At 64.7% G+C, this 19,766-nt stretch carries 16 protein-coding genes and 1 pseudogene; 11 read left to right on the top strand and 6 right to left on the bottom strand.

Annotation, left to right across the window (positions count from 1 at the left end; all coding sequences use genetic code 11):
* Positions 1-496: 496 nt before the first annotated feature.
* From UB48_RS13950 to vasI, 6 genes and pseudogenes are all read right to left on the bottom strand, one after another.
* Positions 497-934: a membrane protein gene (locus UB48_RS13950; protein ID WP_045197982.1), complete on the bottom strand. Its 438-nt coding sequence runs from the start codon at positions 932-934 to the stop codon at positions 497-499.
* A gap of 17 nt (positions 935-951) precedes the next feature.
* Positions 952-2,142 (bottom strand): NnrS family protein, encoded by a 1,191-nt coding sequence (locus tag UB48_RS13945; RefSeq protein ID WP_045197980.1) that lies wholly within the window; start codon positions 2,140-2,142, stop codon positions 952-954.
* A gap of 203 nt (positions 2,143-2,345) precedes the next feature.
* On the bottom strand, positions 2,346-3,656 hold the full coding sequence (locus UB48_RS13940) for a coproporphyrinogen III oxidase (RefSeq protein ID WP_045197978.1): 1,311 nt from the start codon (positions 3,654-3,656) through the stop codon (positions 2,346-2,348).
* 92 nt (positions 3,657-3,748) lie between these two features.
* Positions 3,749-7,361 (bottom strand): annotated as a pseudogene (tssM, locus tag UB48_RS13935) (type VI secretion system membrane subunit TssM).
* A gap of 7 nt (positions 7,362-7,368) precedes the next feature.
* Entirely contained in the window at positions 7,369-8,799 is a 1,431-nt protein-coding gene (gene tssA / locus UB48_RS13930) for a type VI secretion system protein TssA (RefSeq protein WP_045197976.1), read from the bottom strand.
* Entirely contained in the window at positions 8,787-9,461 is a 675-nt protein-coding gene (gene vasI, locus UB48_RS13925) for a type VI secretion system-associated protein VasI (RefSeq protein WP_249744425.1), read from the bottom strand. The genes tssA and vasI overlap by 13 nt, the downstream gene beginning before the upstream one ends.
* A 298-nt stretch (positions 9,462-9,759) precedes the next feature.
* On the opposite strand from vasI, the gene tssB reads away from it, so the two are divergent.
* From tssB to UB48_RS13870, 11 genes are all read left to right on the top strand, one after another.
* Positions 9,760-10,275 (top strand): type VI secretion system contractile sheath small subunit, encoded by a 516-nt coding sequence (gene tssB, locus UB48_RS13920; RefSeq protein ID WP_045197973.1) that lies wholly within the window; start codon positions 9,760-9,762, stop codon positions 10,273-10,275.
* A gap of 63 nt (positions 10,276-10,338) precedes the next feature.
* Complete coding sequence (gene tssC, locus UB48_RS13915) at positions 10,339-11,817, top strand: type VI secretion system contractile sheath large subunit (RefSeq protein WP_045197971.1); 1,479 nt, start codon at positions 10,339-10,341, stop codon at positions 11,815-11,817.
* Positions 11,818-12,234 (top strand): type VI secretion system baseplate subunit TssE, encoded by a 417-nt coding sequence (gene tssE / locus UB48_RS13910; protein WP_045197969.1) that lies wholly within the window; start codon positions 11,818-11,820, stop codon positions 12,232-12,234.
* Between the two features lie 7 nt (positions 12,235-12,241).
* On the top strand, positions 12,242-14,008 hold the full coding sequence (gene tssF, locus UB48_RS13905; RefSeq protein WP_045197967.1) for a type VI secretion system baseplate subunit TssF: 1,767 nt from the start codon (positions 12,242-12,244) through the stop codon (positions 14,006-14,008).
* Complete coding sequence (tssG, locus tag UB48_RS13900) at positions 13,972-14,997, top strand: type VI secretion system baseplate subunit TssG (protein ID WP_045197965.1); 1,026 nt, start codon at positions 13,972-13,974, stop codon at positions 14,995-14,997. The genes tssF and tssG overlap by 37 nt, the downstream gene beginning before the upstream one ends.
* Entirely contained in the window at positions 14,994-16,403 is a 1,410-nt protein-coding gene (tssJ, locus tag UB48_RS27105; RefSeq protein ID WP_052676518.1) for a type VI secretion system lipoprotein TssJ, read from the top strand. Before tssG ends, tssJ begins: the two co-directional genes overlap by 4 nt.
* A 37-nt stretch (positions 16,404-16,440) precedes the next feature.
* Positions 16,441-17,787: a type VI secretion system baseplate subunit TssK gene (gene tssK / locus UB48_RS13890; protein WP_045197963.1), complete on the top strand. Its 1,347-nt coding sequence runs from the start codon at positions 16,441-16,443 to the stop codon at positions 17,785-17,787.
* On the top strand, positions 17,780-18,586 hold the full coding sequence (gene icmH / locus UB48_RS13885; protein WP_082075440.1) for a type IVB secretion system protein IcmH/DotU: 807 nt from the start codon (positions 17,780-17,782) through the stop codon (positions 18,584-18,586). Before tssK ends, icmH begins: the two co-directional genes overlap by 8 nt.
* A 120-nt stretch (positions 18,587-18,706) precedes the next feature.
* Positions 18,707-19,219 carry an Hcp family type VI secretion system effector gene (locus UB48_RS13880; protein WP_045197961.1) on the top strand — a complete coding sequence of 171 codons (513 nt, stop codon included), beginning with the start codon at positions 18,707-18,709 and terminating at the stop codon, positions 19,217-19,219.
* 75 nt (positions 19,220-19,294) lie between these two features.
* Positions 19,295-19,552: a PAAR domain-containing protein gene (locus tag UB48_RS13875; RefSeq protein WP_045197958.1), complete on the top strand. Its 258-nt coding sequence runs from the start codon at positions 19,295-19,297 to the stop codon at positions 19,550-19,552.
* 18 nt (positions 19,553-19,570) lie between these two features.
* The coding region (locus UB48_RS13870; protein ID WP_045197956.1) for a hypothetical protein at positions 19,571-19,766 on the top strand (196 nt) is incomplete at its 3' end.

Below are 19,766 nucleotides of genomic sequence, written 5' to 3'. Positions count from 1 at the left end.
GGCCTTGCCAGCGATCGAGTGCGCAGCGGTCGTAATCCAGACGCTAGCTGATGTGCTGGCTGTACCGGCCTCATCGCCGGCAAGGCCGGCCCACAATAGACCTGCATGCACCGGACCTGTAGGAGCTGGCCTTGCCAGCGATCGAGCGCGAAGCGGTCGTGATCCAGCCACATCTAATGTGCTGACTGCACCGGCCTCATCGCAATCTGCATGCAGCGGACCTGTAGGAGCTGACCTTGCCCGCGATCGAGTGCGCAGCGCTCGTAATCCAGACGCCCCCTACTGTGCTGGCTGTACCGGCCTCATCGCCGGCAAGGCCGGCTCCCACAATAGACCGGCATGCACCGGACCTGCAGGAACCGGCCTTGCCAGCGATCGAGCGCGAAGCGGTCGTAATCCAGACGCCCGCTAATGTGCTGGCTGTACCGGCCTCATCGCCGGCAAGGCCGGTTTCCACTGAGGTCGCAATCCCGGCAGACCCGCGATCGGGCGCAGGCTATTGCCAGTAGAACATCGCCTTGGCCAGCACCACGATCAGCAGCATGTGCCCAAGGATGCTCCAGCGAATCCCGCGCGCCCTGCCCTCGCTCAGGCGCCCGCGGGTCAGCCAGTACGCTAGCAACAGGTAATGGCCAATGATGCTCAGGGCCAGGACGATCTTCAGGCTCAGCAGGCTGGCAAAGCTGCTGGCCAACGGTTCGCTCAAGGCTGCGCGGTGATGCCAGGCCAGGCCAAGCCCCGCGCCGTACAACAACAGCACCACACCATGCAGCACCTTGCGTGAACGCACCGACAGCGCCTGGTCTACCCCGGCCAGCGCCGCAGCCGGCACGTGGCGGCGCACCGCCTGCCAGATGAGCAGTTCAAAAAACAGCGTGCCGATAAAGGCGATGGCCGCCAGTAGATGAACCACCAACAAATACGGATACAGCATCCTTCGCCTCCAGGCGCTTAACCAGGGTGCCCGTCAACCCGGGCGCGCAACAGCATCGGCGCATAGCGCCAGGCATACAAGGCAAACGCCAGCACCCAGCACACGCCCGCCAGCCACAAACCGCCCAGTGGCAGCCACAGCACCAGCAGCACCCGGCTGACCGCCGCCAGATTGAGCAGGATGAACGCCAGGGTCATTCCCGCCGGCGGCTGCAACGCTCGCCCGGTATGGCCAAGGCTGACCCGGGCGATCATCGCCAGGATCAACCCGGCCATGGCGCCGAGGGTCAGGCAATGCACGGCCAGGCTCGGATTCAGCGCCACGCCGAAATGCCACAGGGCCATGCCCAGGCAGGCCAGCACCAACCAGGTATAGGCCAGGTGCAGCGACCACAGCAGCGGCACCTGCCAAAGCCCTCGATCATGCCAGCGCCACAACCGCACGATATGCCCGAGCGCCAGTGCCGCGAACAGCAAGCCAATGCCGGCATTGACCTGCAACGCCGGCCCTGCCGCAGACAACAGCGCCACCAGCGCCGAGCCCGCCAGCAGCAGCCCGTCGAGCCAGGGCCAGGGCGTGACCGCCTGTGTGCGCCCCAAGCCGCGCTGGGTGAAGAATGGAATCACCCGCCCGCCAATCAGCCCCATCATCGCCCCGACCAGCCAGATGCCGCCGAGCACGCCCTGGCGCTGCCAACCGTCGTGCTCTTGCACCAGGCCATACACCGACAGGCCATCGACCGCCGTCAACAGCAGCAACACCATCACGATCGGGTAATTGCGTTTTTGCCGCACCTGCCACAGGGTGCGCCCCATCAGCACCGCCACCAGCAGCGGGAAACCCAGTTCCAGCAGCGCCAGCAACGGCCAGGGCGCATTCACCAACCATGCCACCCGCCCGGCCAGCCAGAGTAACGCCAGGGCTGCCAGCGGCTTGCCGCTCAGGCCCGGTTGGCCGGTCCAGGTTTGCACCGCCGTAAGCAAAAAGCCGGCGATGATCGCCAGGCCAAAGCCGAACACCAGTTCATGCCGGTGCCAGGCCAGCCAGCCGCCGGCCGGCTGCCAGTTACCCAGCGAGCCGTTCAAGGCCGCCAGCCACAAGGGAATGGCCACCAGCGCCAGGGCGCAGCCAGCGAGGAACAACGGGCGGAACGCCAGGCGCAACAGCGGCGCGATGGCCAGCGCTTTACGGCGATCAAGTACTTGCATCAAGCCTCTCCTTACCTTGTTACCGACAGCTCAGCGTGAGCCGTCGGACTTGAGCAAGGTAGTGCAAGAGCCATGCCCCTCGCGGTTTGCCGGGCGCGGGCTCGGCCATGGGCTGAAATCGGGGTAACAATGACCCTGCCAGGGTTGTTTCTACCCTGGTCATCCAGGGTATTTTCGACCCTCAAAAGAATAGTTGGCCAGGCTCAAAGACCGGCATCGTGATCGACCCATTGCTGCTGTTCGAACAGCTGGCAGATGGCATCCACGTTCACCCGCCCGGCGGGCAATATGCTGATGTGGCGCGCCGAGACCTCGACCAGCCCTGTCCGGCGCATGGCCTCCAGCTGGCGCCAGGCACTGGCGAAGTACTGGCGAAAATCCACGCCGTAGCGGGCCTCGATGGCCTCGATATCCAGCTCCAGGTCACAGGCCAGGCGTTCGCTTACCCGCTGGCGCAACTGGTCATGCGCCCCGCCGCGCCAGCCACGGCAAGTGGCTAACTGGTCGTTGCGCAGCTGCTGCAGGTAATGGGCAAGGGTCAGGGCATTCTGCGTGTAGAGTTCGTCGAACTGGCTGATCGCGCCCAGGCCGAGGCCGACATGGTCGCAATAGCCGTGACGGGTAAAGCCCTGGCAATTGCGCCGCAACCGTCCACGCTCCTGGGCAATCGCCAGGTCGTCGTCGGCACGCACGAACTGGCCCAGGCCAATGTGCTGGTACCCCGCAGACAGCAACTGGGCAAAACAGCTACGGCGCATCAGCGCCTTGTCCTGCTCGCTGCAGGGTGCTTGCCGGGCACTGTGGGCATAGCGCGCCGGCGGTTGGGCGTAGTCGAACACCAGCATGCGGTCGGGCTCAAGCTCGATCAGGGTGGCCAGCTTGCGGGCAAAACTGTCCGGGGTTTGCCAGGCGTGACCATAGCCGAGGTCGACACTCACCGAGCGAAAATCGAAAGTGCGCGCGGCATCGATCAGCGAATGAATCGGCGCCGGGTTCTGCCAGCGGGCTGCCGACAGCGCTTGAGGTTGGCCACAATCGGGCACACCGATGCTGACCTGGTTGAAACCCTGGTCGCGCAACAGGCCCATGGTCGCCCAACTGGTGTGGTAGAGGTCGACTTCAACGCCGTAGTCACCCAGTTCGTGCGGGAGAAAACTGAAACGTTGGCGCAGCTGCTCCATCAAACGCTTCAGCACCTCGGGGCCTGGTATGGCACCACTCAAATGGAACTGCTCGATGCTCTGGTCGGCCCCCAGGTGACAGCCGACCAGGGCAATCTCCCGTTGCAGGCCGCGCAGATAGGCAGCTTGTTCCTCGCCATCGAGGCCGGCCGGCAGTTGCACGCTCAAGGACAACGGCCGGTGCTGCTGGCGGCTGGCGCGCAGCGCGCGCAACACATCCAGCGAGCCGATGGCGGCATGGAACCTGCGGGTATCGGCATGCCCACCGGGCTCGCCCGGCCACTGCCCGTGCGGGGTGAACGGCTGCGGGTGGCAATGGTGTAAGTCAGACATGGCGGGCTCCCAGACGGGCTGCGGAGCCTCAGTGTCTGCGCTGAGCGACGTGGGGGCCTTGATTTGTATCAAACACGCCGAGGGGCGCACGGCTATGACTCATCATCGACCGCCAGGCCGCGGCGCGCCTCGAGCAAGGTCCTGGGCAAGGCAAACCCGGCGAAACTGCGCTGGGTCACCGGGTTGTTGGCCTTCTGTACCTCGACCCGGTAGCGCATCAGGCCATCGGCGACGGCAAAGGTCAGATCGACGCTGGTGTCGGTGCGGCCGTTGAGCTGGGCGCGGCTGAGCAGGCGAAACAGCGACCAGGGCCCACGATAGCTGAGGCTGGCGGTGTTACCGCTGCTGTTCACCAGCGTCAGCTGGCTGGCACTGGCACTGCCCAGGTCATTGGGCCAGACCAGCCCGGTGCGCTGCGGCGCGCCATGGCGGTACGGGACCAGTTGGCCATCGATGCTCAGCAGGCTGCTCAGGCGACTGCTGCTCAAGGCCAGGGGTTCGATGCTCAATTGCACTGCCAGGTGGCCGCGGTTGTTGAAGAAGGTGTCACGGATGCGTTCGGCATGCTGCAGTTGCTCCAGCACATCGCTGCGCACCAGGTAGCCACCCAGGGCATCGGAGTACAGGGCGTCGAGGTTGTCCTTGAGGAATACGCTCAGGTACTGGTCCTGAAACTGCTGCAAGCGCCCCTTGGGGCCGAAGAAGCTCTCGAAGTCTTCCAGCGAGGCATCCTCGCCAGCAGGCCTGAACGGGTAACGATTGGCCAGGCGCTCATGGTAGAAACTGTAGACCTCGCTGTCCCAGCGCTTTTCCAGCTCGCCCAGGGCGGCGATCATCAACACCTGCGCGGTCTGGTCGGCAAGCTTTCTGGCCTGCTGGTTGAGCGGTTCGGGCAAGCCGGCGGCGATACGCTGCAGGTTGGCAATCGGGTCGGCGCCGCCCAGCGCGAAGCGCTGCAACACCGCTTTCAATGCGGCCTTGCCCGGGTCGGGGCTGTCGTGCACGGTCTTGGCGTAGTCGTACACCGCACTGACCGCACGCAGGGTTTCGTCATAGTAGGACGGCCGGTCAGCCTGGGGCGTGATCAACTCCGCCAGGCCGGAAAATGCCCGGCGGATCGCCACCGCCTGGGGCGGCCCATCCGTTGCCGTTTGCGCACCGGCTAACGGCTCAACTTCGGCCACCGGCAGCGACGCAAAGATCACCGTATTGTCGCGCAGGGTTTCCAGCAGGCGGCGCACCGGTGCGCCGGGCCCGGTTACCTGCTCAAGCACTGCCACGCCGTGGCCCGCCCAGGTCACGAAAATCGACGATCGAAACCTGGTTCAGTGCCCGGCGCCAGCTGTCCACATAGTCGGCGTGGTACAGGGCGCGAACGCGCTGGCCGAGCACCTCGCGGTCATGCTCGGAGTAATCCAGGCGCTGACGCTCGCCGAGTACCCATTGGTCGATCATTGCCAGCTCGATGAGGTTACGGCTACCCGACTCGAAGTAAGCCTTGTAGCCTTTGGCCGTGAGCAGCGGAGCCAGCAACAGGCTGTCGCCCTCACTGGCGGACGGCACCTGGTAGATGATGTCAAAGGCCGGGCCCACTTCGCTGCGCAGGTCCAGCGCCGGCTGCAGACGCGCCTGCGCCTGGCGCTTGAGAGCCAGATAAACCCGCTCGGCCATGGGCCGCTGACGCAAGGCCTGTTGCACCTGGGCGATTTTTTCGTGGTGCTGCGCCAGATCGGCGTCGGCGTACTTCAGCGCGTAGTCGAGGTGGCGCATCAGGTCGGCTTGCACCTGCCCCTGACCGGGGTAGGCGCGCTGCCATTGCCGAGCTGCCCACTGCTCGACAATGGCCGCCTGGCGATTGCCTCGATCTTCAATCATGCGGTACACGCGCAACGCCTGCAGTTGCTCGTCACTGCCGGTAGGCGCAGCAAAGACAGCTTCCAGGGCGCGGCTGGCGAGGGCCGGCAAAAAGCGCTTGGACAGCAGCTTGAGGTAGGCTTCGTCCACCGTCGGGCCAATCTTCTTGCCCTGGTACAGGCCCATGTCGGACAGCAGCGGCCAGGCCTGACGATAGTCGCCGTACACCGACACCGCGTCACGAATCTGGTCCAGCGGCGCCAAAAGATTACGGCCAGTGGTGTCGACCTTGGCATCGATATCCCGTGCACTGAACTCCTGGCTTTTGGCCAGGACGTTGGCCGCCTTGTCACGGTTGACGCTGAAGTACAGCTGCCACAGTCCCACCGCCAGCAAGCAGCCCAATGAAGCGACGGCAAACCCGGCAAGCAACAGCCGGCGCTTGCTGCGGGCGACCTTGATATTGTCGCCGGCCAGCCCCGCCTCCGGGTAGATGACGCGCTGGAACAGCTGCTGGGCGAAATAGACCACCTTGCCGCCGGCAGGCTTTACCTCGGCTGCCGGCGACGGCAGTTGATAGGATTTGCCGGCCTCGTCGACGAAGGCGTTGCTCAGCGTACCCTGCTGGTACACCGAGGAAAAGTACACCCCCCGTACCAGTGCCGGCGTGGTGAAGCAGTCACTGCCGAGCATCTCGGCGAAAAAACCCAGCAGTGCCGGACGCAGGCCGGATAACTGGCGCACCAGCGCCACCAGCCGCTGACGCTCGCTCAACGAATGGGCCTGGGCGCAACTGTCGAATACCTGCGCGCCCAGAAGCTCGACAAACCTGTCGTAACGGCTGGCCAGCTCTTGCTGCCAGGCATCGAAGTCGTCCACTGCCGCCAGGCTGAAGGTGAAGCCCAGCAATGCTTCACGCCCGCTCGGCGAAAGCCGGGCAAAGCACTCTTCGAAACCTTCCAGCAGGTCGACCTTGCTCAGGGTCACGTACACCGGCAGGCGGGTGCCCAACTGCCGGGTCAGTTCATACAAGCGTGTGCGCAGCAGGTTCGCCTGGGCCTTGCGCTGCTCCGGCGCCTGGGTCAGCAAGCTTTGCAGGTCAATCACCAGCACCACGCCATTGAGGGCGCGACGGCTGCGGGTGCGGGCCAGCCAGTCGAGCAGGTGCAGCCACAGCCGCTGGTGAGTACCGACGGGGAGCCCCTGCTGAACGCTGTCTTCGCCCTCGGCACTGGCTTCGTGGGGCAATGGCCCTTCAGGCTGGCTGAGCAGTTCGCCCGGCGGGTCGAACAGCACTGCCTCGTCCCCTATCCACCAGTCGATCGGGTACGCCAGATCGGGATCCTGCTGGGCGCTGGCGCCCGCGCGGGTGACCTGAGACAGGGCGAAGCTCTGGTTGGAGCGGGTAATCAGGCTGGTCTTGCCGGCATTCTGCGCCCCGAGCACCAGGTACCAGGGCAGTTGGTACAGCGAGCGGCGGCGCTCCATGTTGTTGAGCAGGTGATCGAGGCTGCGCGCCAGCGCCCGCTCCTGGGCCTGTACATGGGGCAGGCAGGGGTCGGCCTGGCGCGCCGCCTGCTGTTGGCGCTCGGCCTGAAACGCCTGGTATCGCCGGCGTACCCGCCAGGCCCAGGCCAGCAGCGGCGCTACCAGCACCACGACACTGGCCGCCACGCGCATGGGCAGTGGCGCCAGCGGTCGATGGTCATTCCAGACCCATTGTGGGCCCAGCCACCAGATTGCGCCCAGCACCAGCAGCACGCCCAGCATCACCAGCAACGTCAGTGACCGGTTAAACTGGCGCAGCATCGGCAGCCGCCAACGCTTGAGGTGACTCCAGACCCTATCCATATTTTCGCTACTCCTTGACTGCAGTGATCAGCGGGTCGGCGCCAGAGCGCTGTGCCACCTTCAGGTACAACTGTGGCTCCCAGCCCTGTGCGCTGGTCTCGCGCATTACCCGGGCAACGCCGGCATACAGATCGTCCGCCAGCCACGCCAGACCGCGGGCCGCCAACAGGTCGGCGGCAATCACCGTGGCATAGCAGCGCTGGCGTGGGGCCTGCTGCTCGGCTTGCAGTTCCTGCAAGCGCAACAGCACGACCTCGACGCCTTCGCGATCAAGCTGGGCAATCAGTTCGTCGCGCAGCCCGGCGAACTCCTGCACCGGGCTGTGCGCCGCCTCGGGCTGATCGGCGCCGCTGATCCAGGCCAGGGTCTGGGCATCGGCGAACGGCGTGCCGTCGCTGAAGCACAAGCTGGTCAAACCCGGTAAACGGCAGGCGAAGCGTTCGCAGGCCTGGCGAATGGCGCCCGCCACTTCGTCCATGGCCAGGCGCGAAGCCACGCTGGCCGCCAAAAAGCTGCCGCGCAACCAGTAGGGTGAGGCGCCAACACTGCGCTCGATGCGCATCAGCAACGCGGGCTCGACGTTGTTGGCGGCCAGGGCGTCGTGGTAGCTGTCGACGATATCCCGGGGCACCGCGCTGAGTTCGCTGCGCCGCTCGCGGGTGACCGACGGCGCGGTGCGCACCGGGGTCCACAAGGCGAAGCGCCGCAACTGATAGCCCACCGGGTCGTAGGGGTCCTGCTGGTTGATCTGTTCAGCCATGTTCAGCAAGGCCCGGCGCTGTTCACGCTCATTGCCCACCGGCGCCGTGCTTGCGAAGAACGCCGGGCTCAGGCCGGCATCGGCAGCTACCGCGCGACCTGCCGGGGCCGGCAGGCAGCGTTCGCGGTACTTGCCCAGTTGCAATTGCAGCGCTTCGATCGCTGCGGGCTCGAGCCGCGTGGTTTCGATGCCGTCCAGCAAGCTGGCCAGGGCCTGTTCGGCGTCGGTCTGGTGAACCTCGGCAAAGCTGCTACGCTGCAGGCTCGGCAGGGCCTGGCCGAGCCCCTCGAGCAGGCGCAGCACCTGCTTGCGCTTGTTCAGGTAGCCGGTCGGCCCTGGCACCGGGTGAGCACTGTCCCAGTAATGCTCGACCATGCCCGCCAGCAGCGTCAGGGCAGCGCTCCAGTGCCCCCACTCTGCGGTGCGCAGCCACACCACCTGCAGATGGCCGAGAATGCGCAGGTGCTTGCACTGAGTGGCAAGGTACTGGCGCGAGGCTTCATCGATGTATGGCCAGTCGATAGTGTTCTCGCGCAGGCCGCCCAGCTTGACCATTTCCTGGTCGATGGCCTGGAAGGTTTCATCTTCCACATCAAAATAACCGGCGGGCCGGTCGGCCTCGATGGGCGCCAACAACTGCGTGAGAGCGCCGGCCGGGAGGTCGATCACCAGCGACATAGCTGGCGCTCCTGCTCGATCAGCTCACCCAAACCTTGCGCATCGAAAACCAGCCCGTCCAGTGCCGGGTAATCGCTTTTCACCCTCAGGCGCTGGCCGCCGCCCATGCGCCGCAGCAGGGCAATGGCTTGCAGCCCGCGCCCGGCGTCAACCACCAAACCGGCATCGTCGAGTACTTGCCACGGGTAGGCATCGGCCACCGGCTGGCCGTCCTTGAGCAGTTGCAGGCGGATACGGTTGGGCCCGGGCGGCTCATCCAGCACCAGTTGCACCCGGGAAATATTCGCCTCGCAGCTGATCGCAAGGTAAGGCCGCGGCGGCGCGACGCCCAGCGCCGGCGCGGAAATGATCATCCGCTGGCGGCTGTCATCATCGGCTTCGGGCCAGAGCGATGCGAGGAAGCGAAAGTCGTCCGCGGCGCGGCGCTGCTCATTGCGCTGCACCAGGTCGACGACAGCCGGTACCAGGCCTACCCGCGAAGCCGGGCTCGCCACCGGCGCCGGGCCCGGTGGCGTACCGGCGGCTTCGTCGAAACAGGCCAGGCGCTTGAGCGGCGAAACGATCGAGGTGCAGTCCGGCGCCGCCAGCGCACTGGCTGGCAGCAATACCGCAACGCACAGGCCCAGCCACCTGTATTGCCACTCCTTGCCCATAGCGCCCATCGCCACTCCTCAGCTGCAACTCATGCAAGTTTGCCGATAGTTGTTCAATCGAATAAAACGCATTTAAAGCATCACTCAATTAAAAAATGAAATGCAAGCTGCAACAGGTAAAAAATCAGCAAATCGCCAAATACAGGAAGAGCAAGTAAGAAATATAAACACAGTCTTAAACGCAAATCAGAACATTGGCGAATTGTCCTACGCATTAATCAGAACATTTTAGGAAACATCCGACATGACAAAGGGTATTGGATCCATTCCTAATATAAATGACCTACAGCCTGAAATGGATATTCCCATGTCTAAAATGCACGGTTCCGTCGCCCCCAAAGAGCGCATCAATATCAAATATGTGCCCGCTACCGGTGATCAGCAGGCAGAAGTCGAACTGCCGCTGAAACTGCTGGTCACCGGGGATTTCCTGGGCCGCGGCGATACCTCGAGCCTCGAGGAGCGCCGCCCGGTGCGCATTGACAAGGACAGCTTCAACGCCGTGCTGGCCGAGGCTGAGGTGGGTTTGCAGATGGCAGTACCGTCAACACTGTGCGCCGACCGCGACAATGACCTGAACGTGCACCTGCACTTTCGCTCGATCAATGATTTCGGCCCGGATGCCATCGCCCGGCAAGTACCGGAGTTGAACAAATTACTGCAACTTCGCGAAGCACTGGTCGCCCTTAAAGGGCCGATGGGTAATGTACCGGCCTTTCGCAAGCACTTGCAAAGCCTGCTCAGTGACGAAGCCACTCGCCAGCGCCTGGCCCAGGAACTTGACCTGGTACTGGATGCAACAAATACGGTTACCGACGCATAACAACCGCGTAACTAACACTGACTCCCCCTGCCCTGCATCCCAGTTATGAACGGAGAACCCACCATGCCCAAGGAAAGCGCTGCAGCCCAGGTCCTGACGACCGATGAACACGCCTCGCTGCTCGATCAACTACTGGCCAACACCACGATCCGCCCTGCCCAGGAAGGCTACGCCATCGCCCGCCAGGGGGTGGCCGCCTACATCAGCGAGATCCTGCAAAGCGGTGATCACCAGCAACCGGTGAACAAACACCGGGTCGACCAGATGATCAGCGAAATCGACCAGGCCTTGAGCCGGCAAATCGACCAGATCCTCCACCAGCCGCAGTTCCAGCAACTGGAATCGGCCTGGCGCGGTTTGAAGCTGCTGGTCGATCGCACGGATTTTCGCGAGAACATCAAGCTCGAGGTGTTGCATGTCACCAAGGAGGAGTTGCTCGACGACTTCGACAATGCCGGCGACATCACCCGCAGCGGCCTGTACAAGCACGTCTACAGCGCAGGCTTCGGCCAGTTCGGTGGCGAGCCGGTGGCAGCGATGATCGGTAACTACACCTTCGGCCCGTCGTCGCCGGATATCAAGTTGCTCGGCTACGTGGCAGCGGTTGGCGCCATGGCCCATGCACCGTTCGTGATGGCCGCAGGGCCTGAGTTTTTCAACCTCAAGAGTTTCCAGGAGCTGGCCGCGGTCAAGGAAGTCAACGACATCTTCGAAGGCCCGGCGCATGCCAAATGGCGCGGCCTGCGGGACATGGAAGACGCCAAGTACCTGGCCGCGACCCTGCCGCGCTTTTTGTTGCGCTCGCCTTGGCACAGCACCGAGAACCCGATTCGCAGCTTCTGCTACGACGAGGGCATCGACGCCAATCACGATCACTACCTGTGGGGCAACACGGCGTTTTTAATGGCTTCGCGCATCACCGAAAGCTTTGCCCGCTACCGCTGGTGCCCGAACATCATCGGCCCACAATCGGGCGGTGCGGTCGATGACCTGCCGGTGCACCTGTTCGAAGCCATGGGCCAGTTGCAGGCCAAGATCCCCACCGAAGTGCTGATTTCCGATCGCAAGGAATTCGAGCTGTCCGAAGCCGGCTTCATCCCCCTGACCATGCGCAAGGACAGCGACAACGCGGCGTTCTTTTCGGCCAACTCGGTGCAAAAACCCAAGACCTTCCCCAAGACCCGCGAAGGCCAGCAAGCGCAGACCAACTACAAGCTGGGCACCCAGCTGCCCTACCTGTTCATCGTCAATCGCCTGGCCCATTACATCAAGGTGCTGCAACGCGAGCAGATCGGCAGCTGGAAGGAGCGCCAGGACGTCGAGCGCGAACTGACCACCTGGCTCAAGCAATACGTTGCCGACCAGGACAACCCGTCCGCCGACGTACGCAGCCGCCGCCCCCTGCGCGCCGCGCAGATCGAAGTCCAGGAGGTGGCCGGCAACCCGGGCTGGTACCAGGTCTCGCTGGCGGTGCGCCCGCACTTCAAGTACATGGGCGCCAACTTCGAGATCTCGCTGGTTGGCCGCCTGGACACCCAGTAGATGAGCGTCAACAGCCTGTTCGAGCGCCTCGAGCCCGACGCCCCGCACTACCGCCCGGGCACGGCGCAGAGCCAGGCCCGGCAGGCGATCGAAGCGATCAAGCGGCACCTTGAACAGGTGCTCAACGCCCGCCAGGGCTGCTCGCAAAGCAGCCCTGAACTGGGCCTGCGCGATTTCAACGGTGCCGCCCAGGGCAGCAACGACCTGCTGATCGCCATCAGCGCCGACATTCGCCGCTCGGTCGAGGCATTCGAGCCGCGGATCAAGGTCACCGGTGTGCGTTATCAGCCTGACCCGGACCTGCCGCTGGAGCTGAACTTTCGCCTCGACTGCCAGGTACGGCTCGAGCACAGGGAAGAACAGGTGCAACTGCAAGTGGCCATCCATGGCCGCGACGGCTACACCCGGGTGAAGTGAGAAGACCATGAGCTTGAAACAACGCTTTGCCGATGAACTGCGTTACCTGCGCGAGCTGGGCCGCGAGTTTGCCGAAGACAACCCGCAACTGGCGCAGTTTCTCGGCGACCAGGCCGGCGACCCGGACGTCGAGCGCCTGCTGGAAGGCTTCGCCTTTCTCACCGCCAAGCTGGGCATGAAGATCGACGACGACCTGCCCGAGCTGACCCATCCGTTGCTGCAGATGCTCTGGCCCAACTACCTGCGCCCACTGCCCAGCGCCACCATCGTGCGCTTCGAGCCGCGGCCTGACGCGATCACCCGGCGCAAAGTGCTGCCCAAGGGCACGCGGTTGTTCGCCAAGCCCGTGGATGGTGTGTCGTGCGAGTTTCGCACCTGTACCGAAGTCAGCCTGTTCCCCCTGGCCATGCAAGAGGTCAGTGATGCGCACAGCCGCGAGACCTCAATGCTGCGCATCGATCTCAAGGTGCTGACCCCGCAACCGCTCAACAGCCTGGAGTGCGAGCAACTGGATTTTCACCTCAGCGGTGACGACGCCACGGCCCAGACCCTGTACCTGTGGATTGCCCACTACCTGAAACGCCTGACCCTGCATATCGATGGCAACACCTACGGGCTGTCGGCCGAGAACATCGGCTTTCCCGGGTTCAGCGCCGAAGAGGCGCTGCTGCCCTACCCGCGCAATGTCTTCGACGGCTACCGGATATTGCAGGAGTACTTCGTCTTCCCCCAGCGTTTTCACTTCTTCAGCCTCACTGGCCTTGCCCGGGTATGGCCGGCGCTGAGCTGCGGGCAGATTCGCTTCGAGTTCGAATTCTCCCGGCCCATGCCGGCCAACATGCGCCTGTGCACCCGCGACCTGCAGCTGTACTGCGCACCGGCGGTCAACCTGTTCAGCCACGATGCCGAGCCCATTGCCCTCGACGGACGCCAGCTGGAGCGGCGTATCCGGCCTGCGGGCAAGCACCCTGAAGCGTACGAGGTATTCAGCGTCGACCGGGTAGCCGGCTGGGATGCCAGCGACAAGGAACGCCAGGGCGAGCCGCTTCGCACCTTCACCCCTTTCGAGTCGTTCCAGCACGAGATCGAACTCGCCCGCGGGCGCACCGCCCTGTACTTTCGCACCCACATCGAAGAATCCCATGGCCGTGATGGCCTGATCCATCGCATCGCCTTTGTCCGCGGCGACGAGAGCCTGTACATCGGCGAGCGCGAAACCGCCTCGATCGAGCTGACCTGCAGCAACCGCGACCTGCCCCAGGCCCTGGGGGTCGGCGATCTGTCGTTGTCGACCGAGGCGACGCCTTCGTTCGCCACCTATACCAACCTGATCGCGCCGACCCGCGCCTACCGGCCGGTACTCGACAGCAGCCTGCACTGGACGCTGATTTCCAACCTGTCGCTCAACTACCTGTCGCTGCTGTCGGCCGAGCCGCTCAAGGCGGTGATTCGCGCCTACGACTTTGCCGCCCTGCATGACCTGCAGCAGGCCCGGGCCACACGCAAGCGCCTCAATGGCATTGGAAAGGCCCAGACCTGCGCGGTCGACTGGCTGATGAAGGGCCTGCCGGTGCGCGGCCTGCAGACCTGCCTGCACCTGGACCAGCAGGCCTTTCTCTGCGAGGGCGACCTGTACCTGTTCGCCAGCGTGTTGTCACGCTTCTTTGCCCTCTACGCCAGCATCAATTCCTTCCATCGCCTGGAAGTGATCAACACCACCAACAACGAGCACTATGAATGGCCACTGTTGACCGGCAGGCAACCCCTGATCTAGCCCAAGCGCTGCTGGCCGACGCCCGCAACTATTCGTTCCATCGCCTGCTCGAGCACCTGCACGCCCTGCACGGCGACGACCTCGAAGCACTGCCTGCGGCCCTGGCCACGCGCCGCCGGGTTCGCCTGCAGAGCCAGGCCAGCCTCGGCTTTCCGGCGTCCGACGTAACCCAGGCGGGCGTGCTGGCCGACGACGGCAGCGGTAACCACCGTTATCGGGTGCAGACCAGCTTCTTCGGCCTGCAGGGCAGCGACTCGCCCCTGCCCGCCTACTACCTCGACCGCCTGGCTTACGAGCAGGCCCAGGAGCGCGGGATTCGCCCGGCATTCCTGGACTTTTTCAATCATCGCCTGCTGACCCTGCTGCACCAGAGCTGGCGCAAGTACCGCTACTACATCCGCTTCCAGCCCGGGGCCCGCGACCGTTTTTCGCGTTATGTGTTTTCTCTGATCGGCCTGAACGACAACGACCTGCGCGGTGCTACGCCCTTGCCCTGGGGCCGCCTGCTGAGCTTTGCCGGGCTGATCGCCAGCCGCAGCCGGCCGCCGTCGATGGTGTCCGGCATCGTCGAGCATTGCTTCGATGTACAGGGCGTCTACCTACGTGAGTTCGAACGGCGCACCGTGCCCGTGCCCTCGCGCCAGCGCCTGGTGCTGGGCGAGCGCAACGGCCAGCTGGGCAACAGCTTCGTGGTTGGCGAGCGCACCCGGACCCGCGCCAGCAAGTTCACCCTGGTGATCCCCAACCTGTCCCAGGCGCGCTTTCGCCAGTTTCTGCCCAGTGGTACGCAGTTCGCCCGCCTGCGCCAGTTGCTGGAGTTTCTGCTGCGCGACGTGACCGCCTACGATCTGGAGCTGCACCTGTGCGCAGAGGACGTACCGCCGTTCAACCTGCAGCGCCAGGGCGGTACCCACCTGGGCTGGACCAGCTTCATCGAGAACCAGCAACAGCGCCACCCTGCCGTGGTACGGATCAGGGGGCGCGCATGAAGCTGACCCTGGTGATCGCTAATCCGGCGCAGCTGCTGCATGGCTGCCTGCCCAGCCGGGGCATGGATTACCGCGGCGGCCTGATCGGCAGCCACGGCTGCGACTGGCTGCTGCGTGACCGCTCTGGCCGCGTGCGCCCGCAGCACTGCCGGATCCACTGGCATGAAGGCCGCTTCTGTGTCACCGACCTGTGCGACGGCACCTACCTCAATGGCCATGACCTGCCCCTGGGCCGCGGCGCCACCGTTCGCCTGAACGAAGGCGACTGGCTTAAGGTCGGTGTCTACCGGATCGTCGTGCACCTGCACAGCGCTGCCTGTGCCGACGATGACCCACGCCACCTCAGCCAGCGTTCGCTGGCCGAGCTGCTCAGCGGGCACGAGGACGGCCTGGAGGACTGGCACGCCAATACCCGCCCGCTGCAGCCAGCGCCTGTGCCTGCCCCGGCCTTGTGCGCGGATTTCGATCGCCTGTGCCGGCCACTGGATCCGCGCGAACAGCACGACCCGATGCTGGGCCTGGGTGCGCCGCCGTCGATGCCGCTGGCAACAGCCCATCGCCAGCCCGCACCCAACCACCGCCACCCGCCTGTTGCGCGTGGCAGGAAATACCCGGCAGCGGCCAGCTCACTGCGCCTGGGCCTGTTACTGCTGGCAGCCCTGACCCTCGGCGGCTGCACACTGCTGGGCAAGCTCGGCCAGGTGATCGTCGACCCTTCGACGCCGGTGGGCGGGCCCGATGATCAACCCAGCCAGTACTCGCTGAGCCTGCACGCCAGCGATGACGTCAACCGCCGCCTGGTCACCCCCGGCAACGCGCCAATGGCCGCCGAACACCCCGCCGAGGCGCCCTACCGCCTCGACATCAAGGCCAGCAGCCCCCAGGCCCTGGCAGACAAGCTGCAAGCGGTGCTCGAGCATCTGTACGAAAACGCCCCGGCGCAATCACCCGTGCGTGAAGAACCTGCGCCTGAACCCCAGGCGTCCTGGGTCGAGGCGTCGCCCCTGGGCGATTACCAGGCTGCCGGCGTCCACCTGGCTACCTCGGCGCAGCACCTTGCCCCGCAACTGATTGCCACGCCGGTGGCGTTCAGGGTCCTGCAACTGAGCGACGACTCGTTGCTGATCAGCGCCAGTGCCCAAGCCCTGGCGCTCGACCTGAAACACGCCCTGGGCAGCACCTATATCCGCGTCGACGACTACCTGTTGCGGCCCGGCCAGTTCAAGTTCATCGACCCACAGCCCCTTGATGAGCAGACGCGCTTCGTCGCGGTGATCGCCGACTACCACAACGAGGAGGTCAGCCAGTGGAAGCAGTTGCTGCGCGTCGAACCCAAGGGCCGGCGCTACGCGCTGCTGGTCGAGCTTGGCCAGGCGCAGGTCGAACTCAAGGGTGAAACCCGATGACGCCAGCTTGCGCCCCTTACCTTCAGAGAGCCCGACAATGAGTTCACGCCACCCGGTCATTTGGCACGAGGGTTTGTTCGTCAAACCCCAGCACTTCCAGCAACAGGCACGCGCTACGGAGGCCGCCGCGCAACAGCGGGTCGAGAGCCTCAACCCGGCGCTGTACGGCTTCAGCGAGCTGGAGCTGAACAACGAGTTCCTCAATTTTGCCAAGGTGGCGATCAACCGCGCGCGGGGCATCCTGCCTGACGGCAGCGTCTTCGACATCCCCGGCGACCTGGCCCCGCCAGCGCCGCTGGAAATCAGCGACAGCGGCCTGGTCAACCAGGTGGTCTACCTGACGCTGCCGCTCAAATCCGCCGGAGGACTGGAGGTGCGCTGGCCCGAGCAGTACGCCAACAGCCGCTACATCGCCCAGCGCAAGCCGGTGCATGACATCCACAGCGAAAGCGGCGACCAGGTGGAAATGAACCTGGCGGTCCCCAACCTGCAACTGATGCTCGAACGCGATGACCGCAGCGCCTTCACCAGCATTGCCGTGGGCAGGATCCACGACAAGCGCCCCGACGGCAGCCTGGTGATGGACGAGCAGTTCTATCCCACCAGCCTGTCATTGCAGGCGGTGCCGGCGCTGCAGCGCTACCTGGGCGAAATCACCGGGCTGATGCGTGAACGGGCGCGCAACCTGGCCGAACGCATCGGCTCGCCCGGGCAGTCCGGGGTGGCCGACGTCACCGACTTCAACCTGCTGCAAACCCTCAACCGCTGGTACCCGCTGTTCCAGCACCTGAACCGGCAACGCCACATCCACCCCGAACGCCTGTACATCACCTTTGCCCAGGCCTGCGGCGAGCTGGTGACCTTCACCGAGCAAAGCCACCTGCCCGAGGAATGCCCGGCCTATCAGCACGACAGCCTGCACCAGTGCTTCAAGCCCCTGGAACTTACCCTGCGCCGGGCCCTGGGCACGGTGCTGCAACCACGGGCGGTATCGCTGCCGATCGAAACCCTGGAGTACGGCGTCATGAGCGCCGCACTGGGCGACAAGCGCCTGCTGGACAACGCCGAGTTCATTCTCGCGGTACGCGCCAACCTGCCGCTGGAGACCTTGCGCCAGCAGTTGCCGCGGCAGATCAAGATCAGTTCCAGCGAAACCCTGGGCCGGCTGATCAGCCTGCAACTGCCGGGCATCCCCTTGATCCCCCTGCCGGTGGCGCCACGCCACCTGCCGTTCCACGCCGGCTTCAGCTACTTCGAACTCGACTGCCACGACCCTGCCTGGCAAAGCCTGCACAGCGCCAGCGGCTTTGGCTTCCACATCGCCGGTGACTTCCCTGAGCTTGAGCTGCAGCTGTGGGCCATCAGGAGTGAAAAAGATGCGTGATGCCAGCCAGGAGCCGAGCAATCAAGAGCTCCACGTTGACGCGGTGCTGCACAAAACCGGCAACCCCGCCGGCGCTCCCGGGCCGCTGCGCTGCGACCCGCAGTTCGACTTGCGCGGGCTGTCGTGGAACCCGCTGTGTGATGCCGCCATGCCGCTGATCGGGCTGGTCCTGCGCCTGCATAGCCTGGACGCGCACGATGAGGTGCTGGCCTTGCGCCAGAGCATTCACAACCAGATCGTCACGGTAATGGAAGAAGTCGCCCAGCTCGACTACCAACCCAGCACTCTCAAGGCCTACTCCTACAGCCTCTGCCTGCTGGTGGATGAAGTGGTCATGAGCAGCGCCTGGGGCTTTCATGGCGAGTGGCGACAGCAGCCGTTGCTCAGTGCCTTGCACCATGAATCCTGGGGCGGCGAAAAGTTCTTCACCCTGCTGGCGCGCATGTCCAGCGAAGCGGCCAAGTACCAGCACGTCCTGGAGTTCATGTACCTGTGCCTGTGCGTGGGCCTCAAGGGCAAGTACGGCAAGCAGGCCAATGGTGAGGCCGAGGTGCAGAAGATCATCACCCAGTTGCACGGCGTGCTGCGCCCGCTCAGGGGCGAAACGCCCACGCAGTTGACCGAGCCGCTGCGCAACATTGCCCCACGCAATTACCGGCTCAAGCGCAGCTTGCCGCTGTGGACACCCTGGGCCCTGGCCGCCGTGGTCCTGGTGGGCGCCTACAGCGCCTACGCCCTGCGCCTGAACAGCATCAGCGAACAGGTGCTGGTGTCGCTGGAACGGATTCTCAGCCTTTGAACGATTTTCAGCGCGCCCCCGGGCGCCTGCAAAGCCTGGCCCATCGGGCCAACACACTCACCGTCATGGCGACGGTGGCGACCTGCGGGTCGTTCAATCGAACGCGACACGGAGCATGTCATGCCAACACCTGCCTACATCAGCATCCACGGCCAGAACCAGGGCCACATCACCAAGGGCGCCTTCACCGCCGACTCGGTCGGCAACGTCTATGTCGAAGGCCATGAGGACGAGATCCTCGCCCAGGAAATCGATCACCAGATCACCACCCCGACCGACCCGCAGAGCGGCCAGCCGTCAGGCCAGCGGGTGCACAAGCCACTGATCTTCACCAGCGCCCTGAGCAAGGCCTCGCCGATGCTCTACCAGGCCCTGGCCACCGGCGAAATGCTGCCGACCGTCGAGGTGAAGTGGTTTCGGACCTCGGTAGACGGCAAGCAGGAGCACTTCTTCACCACCAAGCTGGAAGACGCCACCGTGGTCGACATCCACACCGTGCTGCCCCATGCCCAGGACAGCGACAACGCCAACTACACCCAGCTGATCAAGACCAGCCTGGCCTACCGCAAGGTCAGCTGGAGCCATGAAGTGGCCGGCACCGAGGCCTCTGACGACTGGCGCAAACCGGCCTAACCGCTGCGCCCGTACCGTTGCGCCACGGCTCGCCTGTGGCGCACCCCTTTCCTGCTGCACCGATCAGGAGGCGATATGCCTGCCATCGTACTGCTTGGCCACAACCATCACTGCCCCACCTGCGGCCCGACCACGGTCGACAGTGGCGCCGACAGCTTCACCGTCAACGGCCGCGCCATTGCCCGGGTTGGTGACACCCTCGGCTGCGGCGCCAGCATCACCAGCGGCTCGTCGTCGATGACCATTGGCGGCCATTCTGTGGCCCGGGTCGGCGATACCACCGACCACGGCGGCACCCTGGAAAACGGCGACGCCAGCTGCCTGGTCGACTGACCCTACAAGGAGCCCCCCATGCCCCGCCAAAGCGACCTGCGCTTCACCTTCGAGCCCCTGCAGGGCGACGCCTTCGAGGTGGTCGAGTTCCACCTCGAGGAAGGCCTGTCCCAGCCCTTTCGCCTGAGCCTGGAGCTGGCCAGCCACGACCCGGCCGTCGACTTCAACCGCGTGCTCGACCTGGCCGCGCTGTTCACCCTGTGGCGGGGCGACA

Origin of the sequence: Pseudomonas sp. 2(2015), from assembly GCF_000955865.1 — a bacterium.
In the GTDB taxonomy this organism is placed as follows: Bacteria; Pseudomonadota; Gammaproteobacteria; order Pseudomonadales; family Pseudomonadaceae; genus Aquipseudomonas.
Note: the sequence above shows the minus strand (reverse complement) of the source record. Positions and strands in the feature narration are given on the sequence as shown.